Source organism: Hydrogenophaga pseudoflava NBRC 102511, from assembly GCF_001592285.1.
In the GTDB taxonomy this organism is placed as follows: Bacteria; Pseudomonadota; Gammaproteobacteria; order Burkholderiales; family Burkholderiaceae_C; genus Hydrogenophaga; species Hydrogenophaga pseudoflava.
Window position 1 is genome coordinate 1 of the sequence record NZ_BCWQ01000005.1, and the last position, 20,267, is coordinate 20,267.

Genomic DNA, 20,267 nt, shown 5'->3' on the forward strand with positions numbered 1-20,267 from the left:
TCCGGCCAAGAAAGCCGCTGCCCCCAAGAAGGCTGCCGTCAAAAAGGCAGCCCCCGCAAAAAAAGCTGAGCCGGCCAAGAAGCCGGCAGCCCCTGCGGCCCCTGCAGCGCAAACCAAGCTGAACCCTCAGGCTGCCTGGCCGTTCCCCACGTCCAGCAAGCCCTGATTCATCCTCCGGGATGATTGACAAGCCCGGCGTGAAAACGCCGGGCTTTTTCATTGCCGCGCCCAGTCAGAGCGTGTAGTTCTGGCCACCCCTGCTGGCGATCTTGGTGGCCCCCAGGCGGTTGCCCAGTTCCGCACAACGCTCCAGAGACCAACCTTGCGACAGCCCGTGCAGCAGCGCGGCACGGAACGCATCACCGCAACCGGTCGGGTCCACCACCGCACTCGCAGACACACCAGCCACCCGGGTCTGGCGCCCCTCTGCATACACATCACAGCCGTGCTCGGCCAGCGTCACGACCAGCCCCTGAACCTGGCCAGCGATCTCCGACAGGCTCAAGCCCGTGCGATCGCTGAGCATCTTGCCTTCGTAGTCGTTGACCGCCACCCAGCTGGCCATCGACACGAAGTGGCGCAGTTCGTCGCCGTTGAACATCGGCAGGCCCTGACCGGGGTCGAACACAAAGGGAATGCCCGCGTCGTGCAGCTGTTGCGCATGCTCCAGCATGGCGTCCCTGCCATCCGGTGCCACGATCGCCAGGCGGATGCCGGCGTCGACGGGCACACGGTTTTCATGGGCCTGCGACATGGCGCCGGGGTGGAACGCCGTGATCTGGTTGTTGTCGCGGTCGGTCATGATCATCGCCTGCGCGGTGTAGTTGTCCGCCGTCGTGCCGATGAAGCGCGTGTCCACACCCAGGCCCTGCAGCCGCGACAGGTAGTCCTGCGCATCGTTGCCGACCATGGCCAGCGGCACCGCATCAGACCCCAGTTGCCGCAGCCCATACGCAATGTTGCCGGCACAGCCACCAAACTCCCGGCGCATGCCGGGCACCAGGAAGGACACATTGAGGATGTGCAACTGGCTGGGCAGGATCTGTTCGGCGAAACGACCTTCGAAAGTCATGATGGTGTCGAACGCCAGGGAGCCGCAGATGAGGATGGACATGATGAAAAGAAAAAGGGATCAGGGATAGAACACCAGGGCACGGTAGCCCGTCATGGAAGACACACCGCTGTCGGCGATGGACAGCCGCAGGCTCATGGACACGGCGCCTTGCGCCGGCAACACCTCTGGTGCTCCCGGCAGCTCGGCCGGAAGAAACACCCGCCGGACGATCACGTTGTCCCGGGTATCGGTCAGGCTCAGTTCGAGCGCGGGCACCGCCAGCGGCAGCGCGGCACTGTTCTTGAGCACCAGGTCGAATGAATAGAAGTTGCCCAGGCGACGCACCAGGTTGGAGCTGTCGATGAGCACCGCCTCGATCTCGCGGGCCGGACCGATGCTGCAGTCCAGAGGCCGGCACAGCATCGCCAGCAGGGGCGCGCTGAACGGATACCGGGCCGCCAGCCGGTCCCGGTCGTGCACGGCCCACTGAGCCATCAGCCCGGCCAGCAGCACGAAGCACACCGCCACCAGGGACACGCGCACCCCCGGGGACTGCCAGAAAGCCTTCCGCCGGGCCTGCCGAACGAAGCTGGGTTCTGTCAGCACGGGCACATCGTCATCCCGCACCGGTTCCGCCGCCACCGGCGGTGGCTGTGTTGCCGCCACCGGAGGGCGCGCAGGAGGCGGACTCACGTCCGTCGCCGCCGCCTCTTCGGTAGACGTTGGCTCAGGAGCCGGGGGTGCGACGGAGACTTCCGAAGCCTGGACATCGTCTTTGGCCTGCGCTGCGAACCGGCGCAACTCGTCGGAAAACCCGTCGTCGGCATTTGCCGGGCCCGGCCCTGACGGCAGCTCGTCGGTCGATGGCTTCGAGTGCAGCAGCCATTCCTCATCCGCGTCATCGTGCGCCACAGGGACTGGAGGCGGCGAGGCGGCGACGACGGAAGGGGCTTGCACCGGTGCGGATACAGCCACCGGGTCTCCCTCCAGGAACAGCGTGGCATCGAACACATCGGAACAATGCCCGCAACGCACCCAGCCGTCGGATATCTTGAGCTGGTCGGGAACGATCCGGAAGGTCGTTCCGCAAGCCGGACAGCGGGTGGTGAAACTCATCAATTATTGCAGGCGGCCGCAGCACGCCCGGCGGCAGAGACGCTTCACGCCTTGCGGGCGGTCATGAGAATCCAGCCGTCTTCCTCGTCGCTCACGCGCAGCTGCACCCAGGGCGCATAGGCTTCCCGCAGTTCGTCTTCCTGCCGGGCCAGAATGCCGGCCAGCACCAGATGGCCACCCGTCTTCACACGCTCGCACAGCAGAGGCGCGAGCACCTTGAGCGGCGTGGCCAGGATGTTGGCCAGCACGACATCGAAGTGCCCGTCGACCGCATCGGGCAAGCCGGTGCGCAGTACCACGCCGTTGGCATCGGCGTTGAGCCTCGTGGACTCGACGGCGGCCGGGTCGATGTCGACCGCCACGATGGGTTCGGCGCCAAACTTGGCCGCGCCGATGGCCAGGATGCCCGATCCGCAACCGTAGTCGAGCACGCGCTGTCCCTGCGGTGCATGGGCAGCGATCCAGCGCAGGCACATGCGGGTGGTCGGGTGGGTGCCCGTGCCAAAGGCCAGGCCAGGGTCCAGGCGGATCACTTCCTTCGCAGCGGCAGGCGGCTCGTGCCAGGTCGGCACGATCCAGAAGGTCGGGGTGATCTCGACCGGATCGAACTGCGATTGGGTCAGGCGCACCCAGTCCTGGTCCACCACGGCGCGCACGCCCATCACCTGCGAGCCCTCGAAGAAGTCTTGCGGCAGCAGCAACTCCGCCGCCTCGCGCGCCGCCGCCTCGTCCGGAAACAGCGCCACCACGCGCGAGCGGTTCCAGCCTTCTTTGGGTGGCGGCATGCCGGGTTCACCGAACAGCGCCTGCTCGGCCGGGGTCAGCGCATCGGCGTCCTCGACCGAGACGCTCAGCGCGTCCAGCGCCACCAAGGCATCACCGACCGGCTCGACACCGGCCTCGGGCACCAGCAGCACCAGTTCGTACAGCGAGCCACCGGACACGTCAGCGCTCACGCTGCGACAGCCACTCTTCGAGGTAGTGGATGTTGGTGCCGCCGGCCACGAAGCTGGCGTCGACCATCAGCTCGCGGTGCAGCGGGATGTTGGTCTTGATGCCTTCGACCACACACTCGGACAAGGCGGTGCGCATGCGCGCCAGCGCCTGTTCGCGCGTATCGCCGTGCACGATGATCTTGCCGATCATCGAGTCGTAGTTGGGCGGCACGAAGTAGTTGGTGTACGCATGCGAGTCCACGCGCACACCCGGCCCGCCAGGCATGTGCCAGGTGGTGATGCGCCCGGGCGACGGGGTGAACTTGTAGGGGTCTTCCGCGTTGACGCGGCACTCGATGGCGTGGCCTTTGAGCTGGATCTGGCGCTGCGTGAACGGCAGCTTCTCGCCGGCTGCGACCGCGATCTGGGTGCGCACGATGTCCACACCCGAAATCCACTCGGTCACCGGGTGCTCCACCTGCACACGGGTGTTCATCTCAATGAAATAAAACTCTCCGTTTTCGTACAGGAACTCGAAGGTGCCCGCACCGCGGTAGCCGATCTTCTTGCAGGCCGCCGCGCAGCGGTCGCCGATCTTTTCGATCAGGCGGCGTGGAATACCCGGCGCCGGCGCTTCCTCAATCACTTTCTGGTGGCGGCGCTGCATAGAGCAGTCGCGCTCGCCCAGATAGACCGCGTTGCGGTGCGTGTCGGCCAGCACCTGGATCTCGATATGCCGGGGGTTCTGGAGGAACTTCTCCATGTACACCTCGGGGTTGCCGAAGGCCGCCGCGGCTTCCGCCTTGGTGGTCTGCACTGCGTGCAGCAGCGCCGCCTCGGTGTGCACCACGCGCATGCCGCGACCACCACCGCCGCCCGCGGCCTTGATGATCACCGGGTAGCCCACCGCCTTGGCGGTCTTCTTGATCACGGCCGGGTCGTCAGGCAGCGCGCCTTCGGACCCCGGCACGCAGGGTACGCCAGCGCGGATCATGGCCTGCTTGGCCGAGACCTTGTCGCCCATGATGCGGATGGACTCGGGGGTCGGGCCGATGAAGGTGAAGCCGCTGCGCTCAACGCGCTCGGCGAAATCGGCGTTCTCCGACAGGAAGCCGTAGCCGGGGTGGATCGCTTCTGCGTCCGTGACCTCGGCGGCCGAGATGATGGCCGGCATGCTGAGGTAGCTCTGACCCGATGGCGCCGGGCCGATGCAGACCGCCTCGTCGGCCAGCCGGACGTACTTGGCGTCTCGATCGGCCTCGGAATACACCATCACGGCCTTGATGCCCATCTCGCGGCAGGCACGCTGCACACGCAGGGCGATTTCGCCGCGGTTGGCGATGAGGATTTTCTTGAACATGGGGCGAGGATCCCCTTACTCGATGATGAACAGCGGCTGGCCGTATTCCACCGCCTGGCCGTTCTCGACCAGGATCTGCGTGATGGTGCCGCTCTTGTCGGCCTCGATCTCGTTGAGGATCTTCATGGCCTCGACGATGCAGATGGTCTCGCCTTCCTTGATGGCCTGCCCGATCTCGGCAAACGGCTTGGCACCCGGGCTGGACGCTCGGTAGAAGGTGCCCACCATGGGCGATTTGACCGTGTGCCCGGCCGGAGCCGGCGCAGCGGCAGTTGCAGACGCGGCATCGGCCACGGCCTGCACTACGGGGGCTGCGACCGCCGCCACAGGCGCTGCGGCGACAACCTGGGCCACTGCGGCCGCTGGAGCACTCTTGACGATCCTGACCTTGCCTTCGGCTTCGGTAATTTCCAGCTCGGACACGTTCGACTCGGACACCAGGTCGATCAGTGTCTTCAGTTTTCTAAGATCCATGATTTCTCCAACGAATTGCAGTCAAGTTGGTCAAACTTCGCTTATTTTCGATCAAACGAAGCACTGCCGTCTTGCCGGGGTGCGCAGTGTACACGAGGCGGACCACACCGGAAGTGCCGCTCGTCACACCCGAAGAAGCGGGTGGCGGGCCGCGGCAGGCCCGCAAACTGGTCAAAGTTGGCGGGACTTTAACCGCTTTTTAATTCTGTTCGCAACGTTTGACGGGCACCGCCCGTCCGGTGGCGGACTCAGACCAGAAGGGCCCACTGTGCCAGCTCTTCGGCACTGACCTTGCCCAGCTTGCGGTGCAGCACAGCCCCGTCCACGTCAAACACCACGCTGAAAGGCAAGGCTCCGCTGGGGTTGCCCAGGCTTCGGGCCATGTCGGAACCGGCGAAGCCAGCCAGCGCCACGGGAAAGTCCAGCGGCAACCGCGCCAGAAACCGCGACACCGGAGCGGCCTGATCCACCGCCAGCCCCAGCACCTGCCAGCCGCGGTCCGAGTGCTCCCGGTAGAAGGTGTTGATGAGCGGCAGCTCCTCCACACAGGGCGGGCACCAGGTGGCCCAGAAATTCACGAGCAAGGGGCGCCCCCTGAAGCCCGCCATGGACACCGGAGCGCCCAACACATCAGGAAACGCGCTCGCCCAGAACTGGCTTTCTGCCTCACCGAGCACCGGCCCCGGGCGCAGCCGCCACCAGGCCACGCCCGCACCGGCCGCCGCAGCCGCCGCGCCCACCCCCCCCATCAACAAGGTCCGCCGGTTCATGCTGGCGCCCTCTGGGAACCGGCGTCGGCGGCCAGCAAGGCGCGCACCTCCTGTGCATCGCCCCTGGGGCGCCGCCCCTGCGCGTCCGGCCTGAGCGCGCCGCGCAAGGCGTCGTGGTCCAGCACCAGCAGGTGCAGGAGCACCCACTGCCCCAGTGCCTCGCAGCGCAGCCTCAGCGTGAGGGCCTCGACCGGATCCCCTTGCGCATCGCTGGCCGCCGTCCCCGGGTGGTACTCGACCCGCTGGTCCAGCAGCGCCCACTCGGCAGATTTCTGATCGTCGCAGTACAGCTGCACATAGATGTCGCTGTGGCGGGTGGCGGTCCCGTGCCAGACCGCACCGCACAGATGGGGTCTGAACGCGGCCAGCCGCTCCATCCACGCCAGTGCCAGCTCCCGCAGCGCCCGCAGTTCCACAGGCTGTGTGTCGGAGCAGAAGATCGCGATGTGTTCGCGCACCGCTTCCTCCACGGCTTGGTTGTCGGGCCAGGGGGTGCGCGAGGGTGGAAGGCCGAGCTGCCTGGCCGCACGCCGCTTGGCTGCCGCGTATTCCAGGCCCTCGTCGACCACCAGGCGCGCTGCCACCGAGGCGATCTCGGCGGACGTGTCGGTGCGGAAGCTGTCCATGGACGGGGATTGTGCATGGGTGCCCCCTAGAATCGCTGGATGCACATTCATATCCTGGGCATTTGCGGCACATTCATGGGCGGCCTGGCCGCACTCGCACGCGAAGCCGGCCACCGCGTCACCGGCTGCGACGCCGGGGTCTATCCTCCGATGAGCGACCAGCTGCGCGCGCTGGGCATCGACCTGATCGAGGGGTTCTCTGCCGACCAGATGGACCTGGCCCCGGACATGTACGTGGTCGGCAACGTGGTCAGCCGCGCCCGACTGGCCGACGGCAGCCCGAAATTCCCACTGATGGAAGCCATCCTGGAAGCGGGAGCCCCCTACACCAGCGGCCCCCAGTGGCTGGCAGAGCACGTGCTGCAAGGGCGCCATGTGCTGGCGGTCGCCGGCACCCACGGCAAGACCACCACCACCTCGATGCTGGCCTGGGTGCTGGAAGCCAGCGGCCTGCAACCCGGTTTCCTGGTGGGAGGCGTGCCGATGAACTTTGGCGTGTCCGCACGCCTGGGCGCAGGCAAGACCTTCGTGATTGAGGCAGACGAATACGACACCGCCTTCTTCGACAAACGCAGCAAATTCGTCCACTACCGCCCGCGCACCGCCGTGCTCAACAACCTCGAGTTCGACCACGCCGACATCTTCGACAACCTGGCCGCGATCGAGCGGCAGTTCCACCACCTGGTGCGCACGGTGCCCGGCAGCGGTCGGCTGGTGGTCAACGGCCTTGAAGAAAGCCTGGACCGGGTGCTCCACATGGGGCACTGGAGCGAGGTGCGCAGCTTCGGCGCCGCCGTCAGCGACTTCAGTGCGGCAGGCGAACCCCACGCGTTCGACGTGCTTGAACGAGGCCAGACAGTGGCTCGCGTAGAGTGGGCACTCACTGGCGAACATAACCAGCTGAACGCGCTCGCAGCCATTGCCGCGGCCCAGCACGTGGGGGTGTCGCCCGCCGATGCGGCGAAGGCCTTGGGCCACTTCCAGAACGTGCGCCGGCGCATGGAGGTCCGCGGCGCGGTGGCCCGTGAAGGCGGCGCCATCACCGTCTACGACGACTTCGCCCACCACCCCACCGCCATCCGCACCACGCTGGACGGACTGCGCCGGCATCTCGGCCCGTCGGGCGGGCGCATCCTGGCGGTGTTCGAGCCGCGCAGCAACACCATGAAGCTGGGCACGATGAAGTCGCAACTGCCCTGGAGCCTGGAGCAGGCCGACCTCGCGTTCTGCCACTCGGGCGGGCTGGACTGGGATGCGCGCGAGGCACTGGCGCCAATGGGCATACGCGCCTCGGTCGCCGAGACCGTCGACGAACTGGTGCGGCAGGTGGTCTCGGCCACCAGGGCCGGAGACCACATCGTCTGCATGAGCAACGGCGGCTTCGGTGGTGTCCACACCCGCCTGCTCACCGCCCTGGGTTCGACGAATCAGTAACCGACCGACATCGTGGCCAGGTCGACCGTCACGGTCGGCTTGGCCAGGGCAGCGCTGCTGGCGCGCGCAAACTCCATCGCCCAGTCCCGGTGCGCCGCATCGCGGAAGCGGTCCTGGCCAGCCGCCTGCGCCACGCCGAGCACCTTGTCGGCTGTCAGCACCTTGCCGGTCAGGCGGATGGGCTCGCAGTCGAACGCCGTGAACTGCTGGTCCAGCCAGGCGCGCGCCTGGTCGTGCGGCATGGGTTGCACCTCTTCAAGGTCGAAGCGGTAGGTGGCGGGTTCGCCCCAGGTCACGGTGACTTGGCTGCGCATGGGAATACTCCTGACGGCTAGGGATGAACACGGCGGTCCGCAAACCGGACCCCCCTCTTACATTGTTATTGTGCGCCCGTCGACACACGCAGTGGCGAATGAACCGCCTGCCGCAAGAGGCTGGACGGCACCACCGACTCTGGATTGTGCTGACGCGAGGAAAGGTCAGCGTCGAGATGGTCAAACCGCAGTGCCACCATTGAGCGCCTGTTGTCTCTTTCGGCCCGGCGGGCGCTGTCCACATCGGTCGTCAGCGCACCGCCGTGGTACAGCGCTGCCAGATGGCGCGCCAGGTCCAGATCCGACGACGAGGTTCGCTCGCGCAGCTGGGCGAACGTGGCCGGCCGGTCCATCAGTTCGCGCATCAGCACCAGGTGAAACTCGCCGAACCAGTGCGCCGGCAGGCGCGGCACCCGGCGCAGGTACAGACTCTGCTCGCGGTACCGGTGGGGCAACACATCGCGCCGGGTTCGCACCGCGTAGTTCCACATCACGCGGTGCAGCGGAAGGCGGATGAACGATGGTGGCACCTCCAGCGACAGCTTGGCGCCGAAGGTCCATTCGGCCATCGCCAGATCGATCGGCCGGGCCGGAATCAGCAGGGACGCCTGCCAGCGTTGAATGTCGATGACCGCCAGCAGCCGGTCACCCGCCGAGAGGTGGACCACACCACCGGAACGCATCTGGTCCATGTGGTCGTATATGCGTGCGCCTAGGGCGAACTGCGTGCGCAGGGGACGCAGCCAGGCCTCGAAACGCTGCAGGCGCTGGCGCACGCTGCCTTCACTGTCGGCCTCGAAGAACTCTGCCGACGCAAAACCCTCGGGCAAGGGAATGGCGAACGCCAGCGGTCGGTCGACTTCGGCACGGTTGAGGGTCAGGCGCTCACCGCTGCCGTGGGGATGACGGATCACCAGTTCATCGCGACCAAGCACATTGACGGCATCGCCAGCGATCATCCAGGCGTCGGCCAGATGCGGATCGCAGGTGCGCCATTCGGGCCAGCCGGCAGGCGTCTGGGCCGCCCAAGCCTGCAGGCGCAGTCCCGCTGCGTCGGAAAAACCCAACAATCCCAGACCCAGAACCGGCTGCTCCAAACACACCCCCTGCGGCACCCACGATGCGCATCACCAACTGCTCGCATTAGACCATTGTCCCCAGGGGTGGGCGCACCCGTTCGCGACAAGGATCTGCGAGCTACGCGACGAACGGCCGGTCAGCGCACGGTCCGCCGGCGGACCACCGCCTGGGAGAGGATTTCCAGTGCCTGCACCGAGTCGCCCCAGCCGAGGCAGGCGTCGGTGATGCTCTGGCCGTAGGCCAGTTTGTTCACGTCGTCCTTGCCCGGTGTGAACTTCTGGGCACCGGCCTCGATGTGGCTTTCGATCATGACGCCGAACACGCTCTTGCTGCCAGCGGCCATCTGCTGACCGATGTCGCGCGCCACCTCCAGTTGCTTCTCGTGCTGCTTGCTGCTGTTGGCATGGCTGCAGTCGACCATCAGGCGCGGCGTCAGCTTGGCGGCCTCCAGCTCCTTGACCGCTGCAGCGACACTGGCGGCGTCGTAGTTCGGCGTCTTGCCTCCGCGCAGAATGACGTGGCAGTCCTTGTTGCCGTTGGTCTGCACGATGGCGACCTGGCCGTTCTTGTGCACCGAAAGGAAGTGGTGGCCGCGCGCCGCGGCCTGGATGGCATCTGTCGCGATCTTGATGTTGCCGTCGGTGCCGTTCTTGAAGCCGATCGGTGCCGACAGGCCCGAGGCCAGCTCGCGGTGCACCTGGCTTTCGGTGGTGCGCGCACCGATGGCACCCCAGGCGATCAGGTCACCGATGTACTGCGGGCTGATCACGTCCAGGAACTCGCTGCCGGCCGGTAGGCCCTGGCGGTTGATCTCGATGAGCAGTTGGCGCGCGATGCGCAGGCCTTCGTCGATGCGGTAGCTCTCGTCGAGGTAGGGATCGTTGATCAGCCCCTTCCAGCCCACCGTCGTGCGCGGCTTCTCGAAGTAGACGCGCATCACTATTTCCAGCGTGTCGGCGTACTTCTCGCGCAGCGGCTTGAGGCGGCGGGCGTAGTCGAGCGCGGCGGCCGGGTCGTGGATCGAGCAGGGACCGATGATGACCAGCAGGCGGTCGTCCTTGCCGTGCAGGATGTCGTGGATGCGGCTGCGGGTCTGCTTGATGAGGGTTTCAACCGGCGTGCCGGCGATGGGGAAGAAGCGGATGAGGTGTTCGGGCGGCGGGAGCACGGTGATGTCCTTGATGCGCTGGTCGTCGGTCTGGCTGGTCTTGTCGGCAGGCCGCGCATACCAGGCATCGCTGGTGGTCGTGTTCTTGGCGTTCATCGAAAGCTCCTCGCAGGGTTGGAAAGTGAACAGGTGAAAAAAAACCGCCGGGCTGGAGGCCCGGCGGTTTCGGAGGTTCTGGGTTTCTTGGCGCGCTTACACCCTTGCCTCTCGTCCGCCGGGGACAGAGAACCAAAAGTAAAAGCCAAAAAAGATGGCGGCGCGGGTTTGCATGGCTGACGACTGTATCACAGCGGTTTTGACAAGCGTCTTACAAACCGGGTCAGGCGGTCCCGCCGACGGTCAGACCATCGATGCGCAGCGTGGGTTGGCCAACCCCCACCGGCACGCTCTGGCCTTCCTTGCCGCAGGTGCCGACGCCACTGTCCAGACGCATGTCGTTGCCAATCATGCTGATCTTCTTGAGCGACTCGGGGCCACTGCCGACCAGGGTCGCCCCCTTGACCGGGTACTGGATCTTTCCGTTCTCGACCCAGTACGCCTGGCTGGCGGAAAAGACGAACTTGCCGCTGGTGATGTCCACCTGGCCGCCCCCGAAGTTGGTGGCGTACAGGCCCTTCTTGATCGACGCCACGATCTCGTCCGGGCTCTTGTCGCCACCCAGCATGTAGGTGTTGGTCATGCGCGGCATGGGCACATGGGCGTAGCTTTCGCGGCGGCCGTTGCCGGTGGGCTTGACGCCCATCAGGCGCGCGTTCATCGCATCCTGGATGTAACCCTTGAGGATGCCGTCCTCAATCAGCACGTTCTTCTGTGTGGTGTGGCCCTCATCGTCGACGTTGAGCGAGCCGCGGCGGTCGGCAATGGTGCCGTCGTCCAGCACCGTCACGCCCTTGGCTGCCACGCGCTGGCCGATGCGGCCGCTGAACGCGCTGGAGCCCTTGCGGTTGAAGTCGCCCTCCAACCCGTGACCCACGGCCTCGTGCAGCAGCACACCGGGCCAGCCCGGGCCGAGCACCACCGTCATCTCGCCGGCCGGCGCCGGGCGGGCATCCAGGTTGGTCAGCGCCGACTGCACCGCCTCGTCCACGTAGCCGCTCACCACAGCGTCGTCGAAGTAGGCCAGACCGAAGCGGCCACCGCCGCCCGAGCTGCCCATCTCGCGGCGCCCCTTCTGTTCCGCGATCACCGTCACCGACAGCCGCACCAGCGGACGCACATCGGCCGCCACCGTGCCGTCGGCGCGCGCGATCAGCACCACGTCGTGCTCGGCGGCCAGCCCGGCCATCACCTGCACCACGCGCGGGTCACGCGCCTTGGCCAGCTTCTCCACCTTTTCCAGCAGGGCGATCTTGGCCGCGCTGTCGAGCGTGCCGATCGGGTCGAGCCCTGGATAAAGCGAACGCGACTTCGAAGTCTTGGCGGCTGGCACACGGACCTTGCGGCTCTGACCCTGGCCGGAAATCGAGCGGACCGTGTGCGCCGCGTCCAGCAGCGAGTCCCAGGACAGGTCGTCGGAATAGGCGAAAGCGGTCTTCTCGCCGCTGACGGCGCGCACGCCGACCCCTTGGTCGATGCTGAAGCTGCCGGTCTTGACGATGCCCTCCTCCAGGCTCCAGCCCTCGCTGCGCGTGGTCTGGAAGTAGAGGTCGGCGTCGTCGACGCCGTGCGAGGTCATCTCGCCCAGCGCACGCTGCAGGTGGGACATGCTCAGGCCGTAGGGGGTGAGCAACAGGCTTTCGGCGGTGGCCAGTCGGGCCAGGGTGGGTTCGCGGGCAATCATGGGTCGATTGTAGGAAGCCGGGCGCCAGAGCGCCTGCCGCCGGTCGTGACCCCGGGCGGATCAGTGGGATTGCCCGGCCTGCCCGCGCAGCAGCGGCAGCAGGGTGCCGTCGTCGCGGTCGGCCAGTCCGGCGGCGCGGGCCTGGGCGAACACGGCCGCCGCCCGCGCGCCGAGCGGGCCGTCGAAGCCGGCCTGCCGGGCGGCCTCGACCGCCAGCCGCGTGTCCTTTTCCAGCAGGGTCACGTGCGCGCGGGGTTCGAAATCGCCGGCGATCGCACGGCGCATGCGGTCCGAGCCGATCCAGCTCTGGCCGCTGGACTGCTCGATCACGTCCAGCGTGGTGCCCAGGTCCAGCCCCATGCGGTCGGCCAGCGCCAGTACCTCGGCCGCGCCGACGAGGTTGATGCCCGCCAGCAGGTTGTTGACCAGCTTGGTGCGGGCGCCGTCGCCCACGCGCCCGCTGATGACGAAGCGGCGCGAGGACAACCGGGCCAGAAGCGCTTCGTGGCGCTGCAGCAAGGGTTCCGGTGCGGCCAGCATCAGGCTCATGCTGCCGTCGCGCGCCCGCGCCGGGCCGCCCGACATGGGAGCATCGATGCAGCCGATGCCATGCTCCGCCAGGCGGGCGGCCAGGGCCTCGGTGTCCTGCGGCGCGATGGTGGGGCAGAGCATCACTGTCTGGCCGGCGCGCATGCGAGAGGCCGCGCCGTCGGTGCCAAACAGCACATCGTGCGACTGCTGCGCATCCACGACACAAACGATCAGGACGCCGCCGTCTTCCAGCACAGAAGCCGCCAGCGACGGCGTGTCGGCCAGTTCGGCGCCGGCCACAAGGGCCTGCTGCTGCCGCGCGGAATCGATATCGCAGACCACCACGGCCGTGCCGGCCTCGCACATGCGCTCCACCATGGCGCCGCCCATGTTGCCGGCGCCGACGACCACGACGGGAAAGGACGGGGTCATCACGATTGCATGAGTCGTTTGGACTTGGCAATCGACATCAGGATGCCCAGCCCCACGCCCATCGTGACCATGGCCGTGCCGCCGTAGCTGATGAAGGGCAGCGGCACCCCCACCACCGGCAGGATGCCGCTGACCATGCCCATGTTGACGAAGGCGTAGACGAAGATGTTGAGCGTCATGGCGCCGGCCAGCAGGCGCGCGAACAGGGTCGGCGCCTCCATCGCGACGGTCAGGCCGCGCACGATCAGGAAGATGAACCCCGCCATCAGGCCCAGGGTGCCCACGAGGCCGAACTCTTCGGAAAACGCGGCGTAGATGAAGTCGGTGGTGCGCTCGGGAATGAACTCCAGGTGGGTCTGCGTGCCCTGCATGAAGCCCTTGCCCCACACGCCGCCAGAGCCGATGGCGATCATGCCCTGGATGATGTGGAAGCCCTTGCCCAGTGGGTCCTTGAACGGGTCTAGCAGGGTGCAGACGCGCTGGCGCTGGTACTCGTGCAGCACCTTCCAGTCGACGTCCGGTGCGCACCACTGGGGCTCCATGATGATCAGCGTGACGATGCCGACCGCCGCCAGCAGCACGGGCGGGATGATCAGCTTCCAGCTCAGGCCGGCAAAGAAGATCACCGCCAGGCCCGAGGCCAGCACCAGCAGCGTGGTGCCCAGGTCGGGCTGCTTGAGGATCAGGAAGGCCGGCACCGCCAGCAGCAGCCCCGCCATGGCGAAGTCCAGCGGTTTGAGCATGCCCTCGCGGCGCTGGAACCACCAGGCCAGCATCAGCGGCATGGCCACCTTCATCAGCTCGCTGGGCTGGATCACGATGCCCACATTGATCCAGCGCGTGGCGCCTTTCTTGGTGATGCCGAACAGCTCCACCCCCAGCAGCAGCATCACGCCGACCACGTACATCGGCACCGCCAGCGCCATCAGCCGCTGCGGCGGCACCTGGGAGACGGTGAACAGCACCACAGCGGCCAGCAGCATGTTGCGGCCATGGCTGGTGAAGCGCGTGCCGTGGTCGAAGCCGACCGAGTACATGGTCATCAGGCCCGCGCCGGCCAGCAGCAGGATGGCCAGCGCCAGCGGTCCGTCAAAGCCCTGGAAGATGGGTCGGATGCGTTGCCAGAGCGAAGGTTTGTCGAGTACGGCGGCCATGAGGCAGCCATTATCCTTCCGGCATGCACACCCCTCCCCGCCCTCCGGTCAGCCACCTGCTCTATCTGCACGGTTTCCGCTCCTCGCCGCAATCGGCCAAGGCCCTGCTGGTGGCCGAGCGGGTGCGCTCGCAGCACCCGGGCGTGGTCTGGTGCTGCCCGCAGCTGCCGCCGTCCCCGCGCGAAGCCGCGGACCTGATGCGGCGGCTCACAGACGGCTGGCCGGCCGACCGCATGGCCGTCATCGGCTCTTCGCTGGGCGGCTTCTACGCCCGCTGGCTGTCGCTGCAACGGGGCTGCGTGGCGGCCTTGCTCAACCCGGCGCCATTTCCGCAGCGCGATCTGGCGAAGTACATCGGCGAACACCCGGTCTGGCAGAACCCGGACGAACACATTTTTTTCCGGGCCGAGTTCGTGGACGAGCTGGTGGCGCTGGCCGGCGACATCTCCCGGCTGGCGCCAGCCCAACCGATCACTCCCGACCGCCTCTTCGCAATCGTCTCCGAGCAGGACGAGGTACTGGACTGGCGCGAAATGATGACCTTCTGCGCAGGCGGCAGCATCCACCGCCTGCCAGAAGGCGACCACGCCATTTCCGACTTCGACCGGCACATCGACCGGCTGTTCCAGTTTCTTGGGCTGGCAGCCTGAGACGAGGAACGCCCTGCCCTGCGTGGGACAATCGCGCCCATGCACATCCTGTTCGACGAAGCCGGCAAGCTGATGACCGGCCGCCTCATGTCCGAAGCCGAGAGCTCCCTGCAGGTGGAGCTCGATTCGGGCAAGCGCGTGAAGGTCAAGCTGGCCAACACCCTGCTGCGTTTCGAGAAGCCCGCCCCCGCCCAGCTCATGCCTGCCGCCACCGCCCTGGCCGCCACCATGGAACTGGAGCTGGCCTACGAGTTCGCGCCCGAGGACGAGTTCGGCTTCGCCGACCTGGCCGCCGACTACTTCAGCGACCCGGCCACCACCGAGCAGCAGGTGGCGGCGCTGATCTGCCTGCAGGGCGCGCCGCACTACTTCCGCCGCGCCGGCAAGGGCCGTTACAAGAAGGCGCCGGCCGAGGTCGTGGCCCAGGCGCTCGCCGCCATCGAAAAGAAGAAGCAGATCCAGGCGCAGATCGACGCCTGGGCGGCCGAGCTGGTCGCCGGCACCTGCCCCGAGCCGGTGCGCGCGCAGCTCTACAAGATCCTGTTCAAGCCGGACAAGAATGCGCCCGAATACAAGGCCGTGGTCGAGGCCGCGCGCAGCAGCCACCTCAACCCGCTGGCCCTGCTGGAAAAGGCCGGCGCCATCACCAGCGCCTACCAGTTCCACTGGCAGCGCTTCCTGTTCGACCAGTTCCCCAAGGGCACGGGCTTCCCGGCCCTGCAGGCACCGGCCATCACCGACGAGCTGCCGGTGGCCGCGGTGCAGGCCTTCTCCATCGACGACTCGCACACCACCGAGATCGACGATGCGCTCTCGCTGCAGGGGCTGGGCAGCGGCACGGTCACGCTGGGCATCCACATCGCGGCGCCGGGCCTGGCGATCAAACCGGACGACGCCATCGACCACGTGGCACGCCAGCGCCTGTCCACGGTCTACATGCCGGGCCACAAGATCACCATGCTGCCCGACGAGGTGGTGCAGCGCTACACGCTGGAGGCCGGGCGCGACTGTCCGGCGGTGTCGCTGTACGTGAGCTTCGACGAAGCGACCCTGGAGATCAGGGACAGCCGCACCGCGCTGGAGCGCGTGCCCATTGCGCACAACCTGCGCCACGACCAGCTCGACAGCGTGATCACCGAATCCTGGCTGAACGGCGAGTCGCCGGTCGACGCGGCGGGTGGCGAGATCGCCGCGCTGCAGCCGCAGCTGGCCTTCATCTTCCGCCTCGCCGGGCACCTGAAGGCCCAGCGCGAGGTGGTGCGTGGCAAGCCCGAGACGTTCACCCGGCCCGACTACACCTTCAAGCTGCAGGGCATGGCGGGCGACGAGCCCGACGGCAGCGAGACCGTGGTGATCGGCACCCGCTCGCGCGGCGCCCCTCTGGACCTGATGGTGGCCGAAGCCATGATCCTGGCCAACAGCCACTGGGGCCAGTGGCTGGCCGCCTGCGGCGTGCCCGGCATCTACCGCAGCCAGGCCAGCCTGGCGCCCGGCGTCAAGGTGCGCATGGGCACCAAGGTCGCGCCGCACGCCGGCCTCGGCGTCAAGGCCTACGCCTGGAGCACCTCGCCCCTGCGCCGCTACGTGGACTTGGTCAACCAGTGGCAGATCATTGCCTGCGCCCGCCATGGCACCACGGCCGCGCTGGCCGCACCGTTCAAGCCCAAGGACGCCAATCTGTTCGCCATCATCAGCGGCTTCGACGCGGCCTACACCGCCTACAACGGTTTCCAGAACGGCATGGAACGCTTCTGGACGCTCAAGCACCTGCAGCAGGTGGGCATCACCGAGCTGACGGCCACGCTGATCAAGGACAACCTGGTGCGCGCCGACACCCTGCCGCTGGTGTTGCCCGTGCTGGGCGCCGAGGGACTGCCTCGCGGCGCCCATGTGCGCGTGCGCCTGGGCGCCATCGATGAGATCGCGCTGGATGTGTCGGGCACCGTGGTCGAGCGGCTGGACGGGCCGGTCGAAGCGCTGGACGAATCGGCCGAGGCAGAGGACGAAGAGCTGGCCGCGCCGCTGGCCCTGGCCATCGACGTCAACGAAGCCGAGGCCGGTGCCGCCGACCCCGCGGCCTCCTGACGCTGCACGGATAATCGCGCCCGTGAATCCGGTTCTGAACTTCCTGCGGCGGCTGAGCACGCTCCAGATCGCCCTGGGCATCTCGGTGGCGGTGCATGCCGCCCTGCTCACGGTGCGCTTCGTCGACCCCGAAGGCTTCAACCGCGTGTTCCAGGACACGCCGCTGGAAGTGATCCTGGTCAACGCGAAGAGCAACGACCGGCCGGACAAGGCGCAGGCCATCGCACAGGCCTCCCTGGCCGGTGGTGGGGATGTGGAAAAAGGCCGCGCCACCTCGCCCCTGCCGTCCATGCAGCAAGCCCGGATCGGCGACACCCCCGAGAAGGACGAGCAGATGATCGAAGCGCTCAAGGAGCGCCAGAGCCAGATCCTGGCCCAGGTCCGGCAACAGCTGGCGAGCATGCCGCCGCCCGATCTGCAGGCCGTCAACCCCAGCCCGGAATCGGTCGAACGCGAACAGCGCCGGCAGCTGCTGACCAAGCTGCTGGCCGAGATCGAAAAGCGCATCAACGAAGAGAACGCTCGCCCGCGCAAGCGCTACATCAGCCCTGCCACGCGGGAAGAGGTCTACGCGATCTACTACGACGAACTGCGGCGCCGGATCGAGGACCGCGGCACGACCAACTTCCCCGAGGTGGCCGGGCGCAAGCTCTATGGCGAGCTGACCATGGTCATCACGGTCAACCACACCGGCGCGGTGCTGGACACCGAGGTGGTCCAGACCTCGGGCACGCTGACGCTGGACCGGCGGGCCGAGTCGATCGTGCGCAGCCTGAAGTTCGGCAAGTTCAATGAGGCCATGCGCCGGCGCGCCGACCAGATCGTGGTCGTGTCGCGCTTCCGGTTCACCCGGGATGCGGGCCTGCAGACCCAGATGAGTTCGCAGTAGGTCGGGAGCGGTGATGCGTTCGTTCGGGCGTTGGTTGTTGTGGATGCTGCTGGCGGGCGTGGCGCTGCAGCTGTTCTTCGTGCTGCGGATCGCGCTGATGCTGGTGGTCGATCCGCAAAGCACGGCCTTCATGCGCTCGGAAGCGTGGCGCGTGGCGACCGAGAGCCTGACCACCGCCGACAAGCAATGGCGCTGGTCCTCGCAGTGGGTCGACTACGACAACATCAGTCCGAACCTCAAGCGCGCGGTCATGGCCTCCGAAGACGCTGGCTTTGCCGAGCACGGCGGCGTGGACTGGGAGGCCATCGAGGCCGCCTGGGCCAAGAACGAACGCCGGCAGGAGCTGATCGAGAAGCGCCAAGAGCAAATCGAGAAGAAGCTGGCGAAGAAACCCGAGGCCGCGGAGGCCGCGCTCAGGGCCATCAAGCCGGCCAAGATCCTCGGCGGATCGACCATCACACAGCAACTGGCCAAGAACCTGCTGCTCTCGGGCGAGCGCAACCTGCTGCGCAAGGGCCAGGAGCTGGTGCTGACCCTGACGCTGGAAGCCTTGCTGTCCAAGCGCCGCATTCTGGAGATCTACCTCAACAGCGTCGAATGGGGTGAAGGGGTGTTCGGGGCCGAGGCGGCCGCCCAGCGGTACTTCAAGAAACCGGCCAGCAAGCTCAGTGCCTATGAGGCCGCCCGGCTGGCGGTGATGCTGCCCAGCCCCAAGTTCTTTGAAACCCGCCCGGGCTCGGCCTACCTGTCCCGGCGCACGGCCACCATCGTCGCGCGCATGGGTGATGTGAGTCCACCATGAACTGGCGCGCCCAGGCCATGGGCATGTTCCTGCTCGGGCTGGTGCGCGCGCTCACCGGCGCCCAGGCGCGCTGGCACGGCTGCCCCCCCAAGGCCGAACAGCGCATCTACTTTGCCAACCACCAGAGCCACGCCGACCTGGTGCTGATCTGGGCCGCCCTGCCGACCGAGCTGCGCAGCATCACCCGGCCCATCGCGGCCCGGGACTACTGGACCGCCTCCACCTTCAAGCGCTGGATCACCACCGCGGTGTTCAACGCCGTCTATGTCGAGCGCGAGCGCAAGGGCGACGAGGACCCGCTGCAGCCGCTGATCGACGCACTGGACAGCGGCGACTCGCTGATCATCTTCCCCGAGGGCACGCGCGGCCACGGCGAAGAACCGCAGCCCTTCAAGTCCGGGCTGTACAACCTGGCCAGACGCTTTCCGGACGTGGTGCTGGTGCCCGCCTGGATCCACAACGTGCAGCGCGTGATTCCCAAAGGCGAGGTGATCCCGGTGCCGGTGCTGTGCTCGGTCACCTTCGGCGAGCCCCTGAAGCTGGGCGCCTACGAGGACCGGGCCGATTTCCTGCGGCGCGCCCGGGACGCCGTGATCACCCTGCGAGACGTGTAGGCCCCGCATGACCTCCTTCCTCCGCAGCCTCAGCGCCGAACAGCAGGTCAGCCTGCTGTTCGTGGTCTTGTTCGGGCTGCTCACCCTGGCCAGTGGCGCGGCCGTGCTGCTGTCGCTGCGCGAGCGGCGGCAGTCCGAGGTGGACGAGCGCCTGCACCACCGGCTGCAGGACTACACCACCCTGCTGCGCAACTCCTGGCTGATGACCCTGGTGTTCTGGCTCGCCTGGGCGGCGGGTGAGCATGTTGCCATCGTGCTGTTCGGCATCGTCTCGTTCTTCACGCTGCGCGAGTTCATCAGCCTCTCGCCAACCCGACGCGGCGACCACCGCAGCCTGGTGCTGGCCTTCTTCATCGTGCTGCCGCTGCAGTACGCACTGGTCTGGCACCGCGAGTTCAACCTGTTCACCGTGTTCATCCCGGTCTACGTGTTCCTCGCCATCCCGGTGGTGAGCGCCCTGGGGAACGACCCGCAGCGCTTCCTGGAGCGCAACGCCAAGCTGCAGTGGGGCATCATGGTCTGCGTCTACGGCATGAGTCACGTGCCCGCCCTGTTGCTGCTGCAGTTCCGCGGCTTCGAGGGCCGGATGGCCTTTCTGCTGGTCTTCCTGGTGCTGGTGGTGCAGACCTGCATGCTGGTGCAGCACCTGGTGGCGCGCCGGCTGGACCGGCCGGTGGCCCCGGCCATCAGCGAGAGCTTCCAGTGGCGCAGTTGGGCCGCCGGTCTGGTGGCCGGAGGTCTGCTGGGCGCCGCGCTCGCCGGCCTGACGCCATTCAAACCCGGACGGGCGCTGGCCATGGCGCTGATCGCCTGCGCGGCCGGCTCGCTCGGTCACCTGGTCATGAAGGCCATCAAGCGCGACCGCGGCGTGACCCACTGGGGTGCCGCCGGCCGCTCGGTCACCGGCGCCAGTGGTGTGCTCGACCGGGTCGATGCCCTGTGCTTCGCCGCGCCAGTGTTCTTTCACTCGGTCCGCTGGACATTCGACCTCTGAACCGC

General features: G+C 67.3%; 20 protein-coding genes. 7 read left to right on the top strand and 13 right to left on the bottom strand.

All coding sequences use genetic code 11. The features are described 5' to 3' along the window. Positions 1-232: 232 nt before the first annotated feature. The 7 genes from HPS01S_RS07605 to HPS01S_RS07635 all read right to left on the bottom strand — a co-directional run bounded on the left by HPS01S_RS07605 (position 233) and on the right by HPS01S_RS07635 (position 6,335). Complete coding sequence (locus tag HPS01S_RS07605) at positions 233-1,114, bottom strand: carbohydrate kinase family protein (RefSeq protein WP_066153445.1); 882 nt, start codon at positions 1,112-1,114, stop codon at positions 233-235. Between the two features lie 18 nt (positions 1,115-1,132). Next, the gene (locus HPS01S_RS22170) at positions 1,133-2,170 is read right to left on the bottom strand and encodes a zinc-ribbon and DUF3426 domain-containing protein (RefSeq protein WP_084397159.1); all 1,038 of its coding nucleotides are present in this window, start codon (positions 2,168-2,170) and stop codon (positions 1,133-1,135) included. Positions 2,171-2,214: 44 nt separating this feature from the next. Beyond that, positions 2,215-3,099, bottom strand: coding sequence for a 50S ribosomal protein L11 methyltransferase (gene prmA / locus HPS01S_RS07615; protein WP_066154009.1), 885 nt, complete (start codon positions 3,097-3,099; stop codon positions 2,215-2,217). 16 nt (positions 3,100-3,115) lie between these two features. Next, positions 3,116-4,465, bottom strand: coding sequence for an acetyl-CoA carboxylase biotin carboxylase subunit (gene accC, locus HPS01S_RS07620; RefSeq protein ID WP_066153451.1), 1,350 nt, complete (start codon positions 4,463-4,465; stop codon positions 3,116-3,118). Between the two features lie 15 nt (positions 4,466-4,480). Further along, positions 4,481-4,939 (bottom strand): acetyl-CoA carboxylase biotin carboxyl carrier protein, encoded by a 459-nt coding sequence (accB, locus tag HPS01S_RS07625; protein WP_066153454.1) that lies wholly within the window; start codon positions 4,937-4,939, stop codon positions 4,481-4,483. A 248-nt stretch (positions 4,940-5,187) separates the two neighbouring features. Beyond that, on the bottom strand, positions 5,188-5,709 hold the full coding sequence (locus HPS01S_RS07630; RefSeq protein ID WP_066153456.1) for a TlpA disulfide reductase family protein: 522 nt from the start codon (positions 5,707-5,709) through the stop codon (positions 5,188-5,190). After that, positions 5,706-6,335: a hypothetical protein gene (locus HPS01S_RS07635; RefSeq protein ID WP_066153458.1), complete on the bottom strand. Its 630-nt coding sequence runs from the start codon at positions 6,333-6,335 to the stop codon at positions 5,706-5,708. Before HPS01S_RS07635 ends, HPS01S_RS07630 begins: the two co-directional genes overlap by 4 nt. Before the next feature lie 39 nt (positions 6,336-6,374). Here HPS01S_RS07635 and mpl point away from each other — a divergent pair, with 39 nt between their 5' ends. After that, positions 6,375-7,769: a UDP-N-acetylmuramate:L-alanyl-gamma-D-glutamyl-meso-diaminopimelate ligase gene (gene mpl / locus HPS01S_RS07640; RefSeq protein WP_066153461.1), complete on the top strand. Its 1,395-nt coding sequence runs from the start codon at positions 6,375-6,377 to the stop codon at positions 7,767-7,769. On the opposite strand, the gene HPS01S_RS07645 is transcribed toward mpl, so the two are convergent. The 6 genes from HPS01S_RS07645 to rodA all read right to left on the bottom strand — a co-directional run bounded on the left by HPS01S_RS07645 (position 7,763) and on the right by rodA (position 14,228). Beyond that, positions 7,763-8,083, bottom strand: a complete 321-nt coding sequence (locus tag HPS01S_RS07645; protein WP_066153464.1) for a hypothetical protein — start codon at positions 8,081-8,083, stop codon at positions 7,763-7,765. The two genes, mpl and HPS01S_RS07645, sit on opposite strands and share 7 nt — an antisense overlap. Positions 8,084-8,148: 65 nt before the next feature. Continuing rightward, complete coding sequence (locus tag HPS01S_RS07650) at positions 8,149-9,180, bottom strand: hypothetical protein (protein WP_157576141.1); 1,032 nt, start codon at positions 9,178-9,180, stop codon at positions 8,149-8,151. 119 nt (positions 9,181-9,299) lie between these two features. After that, the gene (locus HPS01S_RS07655) at positions 9,300-10,427 is read right to left on the bottom strand and encodes a 3-deoxy-7-phosphoheptulonate synthase (RefSeq protein WP_066153470.1); all 1,128 of its coding nucleotides are present in this window, start codon (positions 10,425-10,427) and stop codon (positions 9,300-9,302) included. Positions 10,428-10,650: 223 nt separating this feature from the next. After that, on the bottom strand, positions 10,651-12,111 hold the full coding sequence (tldD, locus tag HPS01S_RS07660) for a metalloprotease TldD (RefSeq protein WP_066153473.1): 1,461 nt from the start codon (positions 12,109-12,111) through the stop codon (positions 10,651-10,653). A gap of 60 nt (positions 12,112-12,171) precedes the next feature. Further along, positions 12,172-13,074 (bottom strand): NAD(P)-dependent oxidoreductase, encoded by a 903-nt coding sequence (locus tag HPS01S_RS07665; RefSeq protein ID WP_066153475.1) that lies wholly within the window; start codon positions 13,072-13,074, stop codon positions 12,172-12,174. Further along, a complete protein-coding gene (rodA, locus tag HPS01S_RS07670; protein WP_066153477.1) occupies positions 13,074-14,228 on the bottom strand; it encodes a rod shape-determining protein RodA in 1,155 nt (384 codons plus the stop codon). Before rodA ends, HPS01S_RS07665 begins: the two co-directional genes overlap by 1 nt. Positions 14,229-14,251: 23 nt before the next feature. Between rodA and HPS01S_RS07675 the strand changes: the two genes are divergently transcribed. From HPS01S_RS07675 to HPS01S_RS07700, 6 genes are read left to right on the top strand one after another with little or no spacing between them, the layout of a single operon-like run. Beyond that, positions 14,252-14,878, top strand: a complete 627-nt coding sequence (locus tag HPS01S_RS07675) for a YqiA/YcfP family alpha/beta fold hydrolase (protein ID WP_066153481.1) — start codon at positions 14,252-14,254, stop codon at positions 14,876-14,878. 39 nt (positions 14,879-14,917) lie between these two features. Then, positions 14,918-16,963: a ribonuclease catalytic domain-containing protein gene (locus tag HPS01S_RS07680; RefSeq protein WP_066153484.1), complete on the top strand. Its 2,046-nt coding sequence runs from the start codon at positions 14,918-14,920 to the stop codon at positions 16,961-16,963. 22 nt (positions 16,964-16,985) lie between these two features. After that, complete coding sequence (locus HPS01S_RS07685; protein ID WP_241559696.1) at positions 16,986-17,852, top strand: energy transducer TonB; 867 nt, start codon at positions 16,986-16,988, stop codon at positions 17,850-17,852. Between the two features lie 13 nt (positions 17,853-17,865). Further along, entirely contained in the window at positions 17,866-18,654 is a 789-nt protein-coding gene (locus tag HPS01S_RS07690) for a transglycosylase domain-containing protein (RefSeq protein WP_066153487.1), read from the top strand. Further along, positions 18,651-19,268 carry a lysophospholipid acyltransferase family protein gene (locus tag HPS01S_RS07695; RefSeq protein ID WP_066153490.1) on the top strand — a complete coding sequence of 206 codons (618 nt, stop codon included), beginning with the start codon at positions 18,651-18,653 and terminating at the stop codon, positions 19,266-19,268. Before HPS01S_RS07690 ends, HPS01S_RS07695 begins: the two co-directional genes overlap by 4 nt. Positions 19,269-19,275: 7 nt before the next feature. Next, positions 19,276-20,262, top strand: coding sequence for a phosphatidate cytidylyltransferase (locus tag HPS01S_RS07700; protein WP_066153493.1), 987 nt, complete (start codon positions 19,276-19,278; stop codon positions 20,260-20,262). Positions 20,263-20,267 lie beyond the last annotated feature (5 nt).

What these genes read in the sequence shown, in the direction of transcription:
- HPS01S_RS07605 (WP_066153445.1), bottom strand. Translation starts at nt 1,114, where the DNA reads ATGTCCATCCTCATCTGCGGCTCCCTGGCGTTCGACACCATCATGACT.
- HPS01S_RS22170 (WP_084397159.1), bottom strand. Translation starts at nt 2,170, where the DNA reads ATGAGTTTCACCACCCGCTGTCCGGCTTGCGGAACGACCTTCCGGATC.
- accC (WP_066153451.1), bottom strand. Translation starts at nt 4,465, where the DNA reads ATGTTCAAGAAAATCCTCATCGCCAACCGCGGCGAAATCGCCCTGCGT.
- accB (WP_066153454.1), bottom strand. Translation starts at nt 4,939, where the DNA reads ATGGATCTTAGAAAACTGAAGACACTGATCGACCTGGTGTCCGAGTCG.
- HPS01S_RS07630 (WP_066153456.1), bottom strand. Translation starts at nt 5,709, where the DNA reads ATGAACCGGCGGACCTTGTTGATGGGGGGGGTGGGCGCGGCGGCTGCG.
- HPS01S_RS07635 (WP_066153458.1), bottom strand. Translation starts at nt 6,335, where the DNA reads ATGGACAGCTTCCGCACCGACACGTCCGCCGAGATCGCCTCGGTGGCA.
- mpl (WP_066153461.1), top strand. Translation starts at nt 6,375, where the DNA reads ATGCACATTCATATCCTGGGCATTTGCGGCACATTCATGGGCGGCCTG.
- HPS01S_RS07645 (WP_066153464.1), bottom strand. Translation starts at nt 8,083, where the DNA reads ATGCGCAGCCAAGTCACCGTGACCTGGGGCGAACCCGCCACCTACCGC.
- HPS01S_RS07655 (WP_066153470.1), bottom strand. Translation starts at nt 10,427, where the DNA reads ATGAACGCCAAGAACACGACCACCAGCGATGCCTGGTATGCGCGGCCT.
- tldD (WP_066153473.1), bottom strand. Translation starts at nt 12,111, where the DNA reads ATGATTGCCCGCGAACCCACCCTGGCCCGACTGGCCACCGCCGAAAGC.
- HPS01S_RS07665 (WP_066153475.1), bottom strand. Translation starts at nt 13,074, where the DNA reads ATGACCCCGTCCTTTCCCGTCGTGGTCGTCGGCGCCGGCAACATGGGC.
- rodA (WP_066153477.1), bottom strand. Translation starts at nt 14,228, where the DNA reads ATGGCCGCCGTACTCGACAAACCTTCGCTCTGGCAACGCATCCGACCC.
- HPS01S_RS07675 (WP_066153481.1), top strand. Translation starts at nt 14,252, where the DNA reads ATGCACACCCCTCCCCGCCCTCCGGTCAGCCACCTGCTCTATCTGCAC.
- HPS01S_RS07680 (WP_066153484.1), top strand. Translation starts at nt 14,918, where the DNA reads ATGCACATCCTGTTCGACGAAGCCGGCAAGCTGATGACCGGCCGCCTC.
- HPS01S_RS07690 (WP_066153487.1), top strand. Translation starts at nt 17,866, where the DNA reads ATGCGTTCGTTCGGGCGTTGGTTGTTGTGGATGCTGCTGGCGGGCGTG.
- HPS01S_RS07695 (WP_066153490.1), top strand. Translation starts at nt 18,651, where the DNA reads ATGAACTGGCGCGCCCAGGCCATGGGCATGTTCCTGCTCGGGCTGGTG.
- HPS01S_RS07700 (WP_066153493.1), top strand. Translation starts at nt 19,276, where the DNA reads ATGACCTCCTTCCTCCGCAGCCTCAGCGCCGAACAGCAGGTCAGCCTG.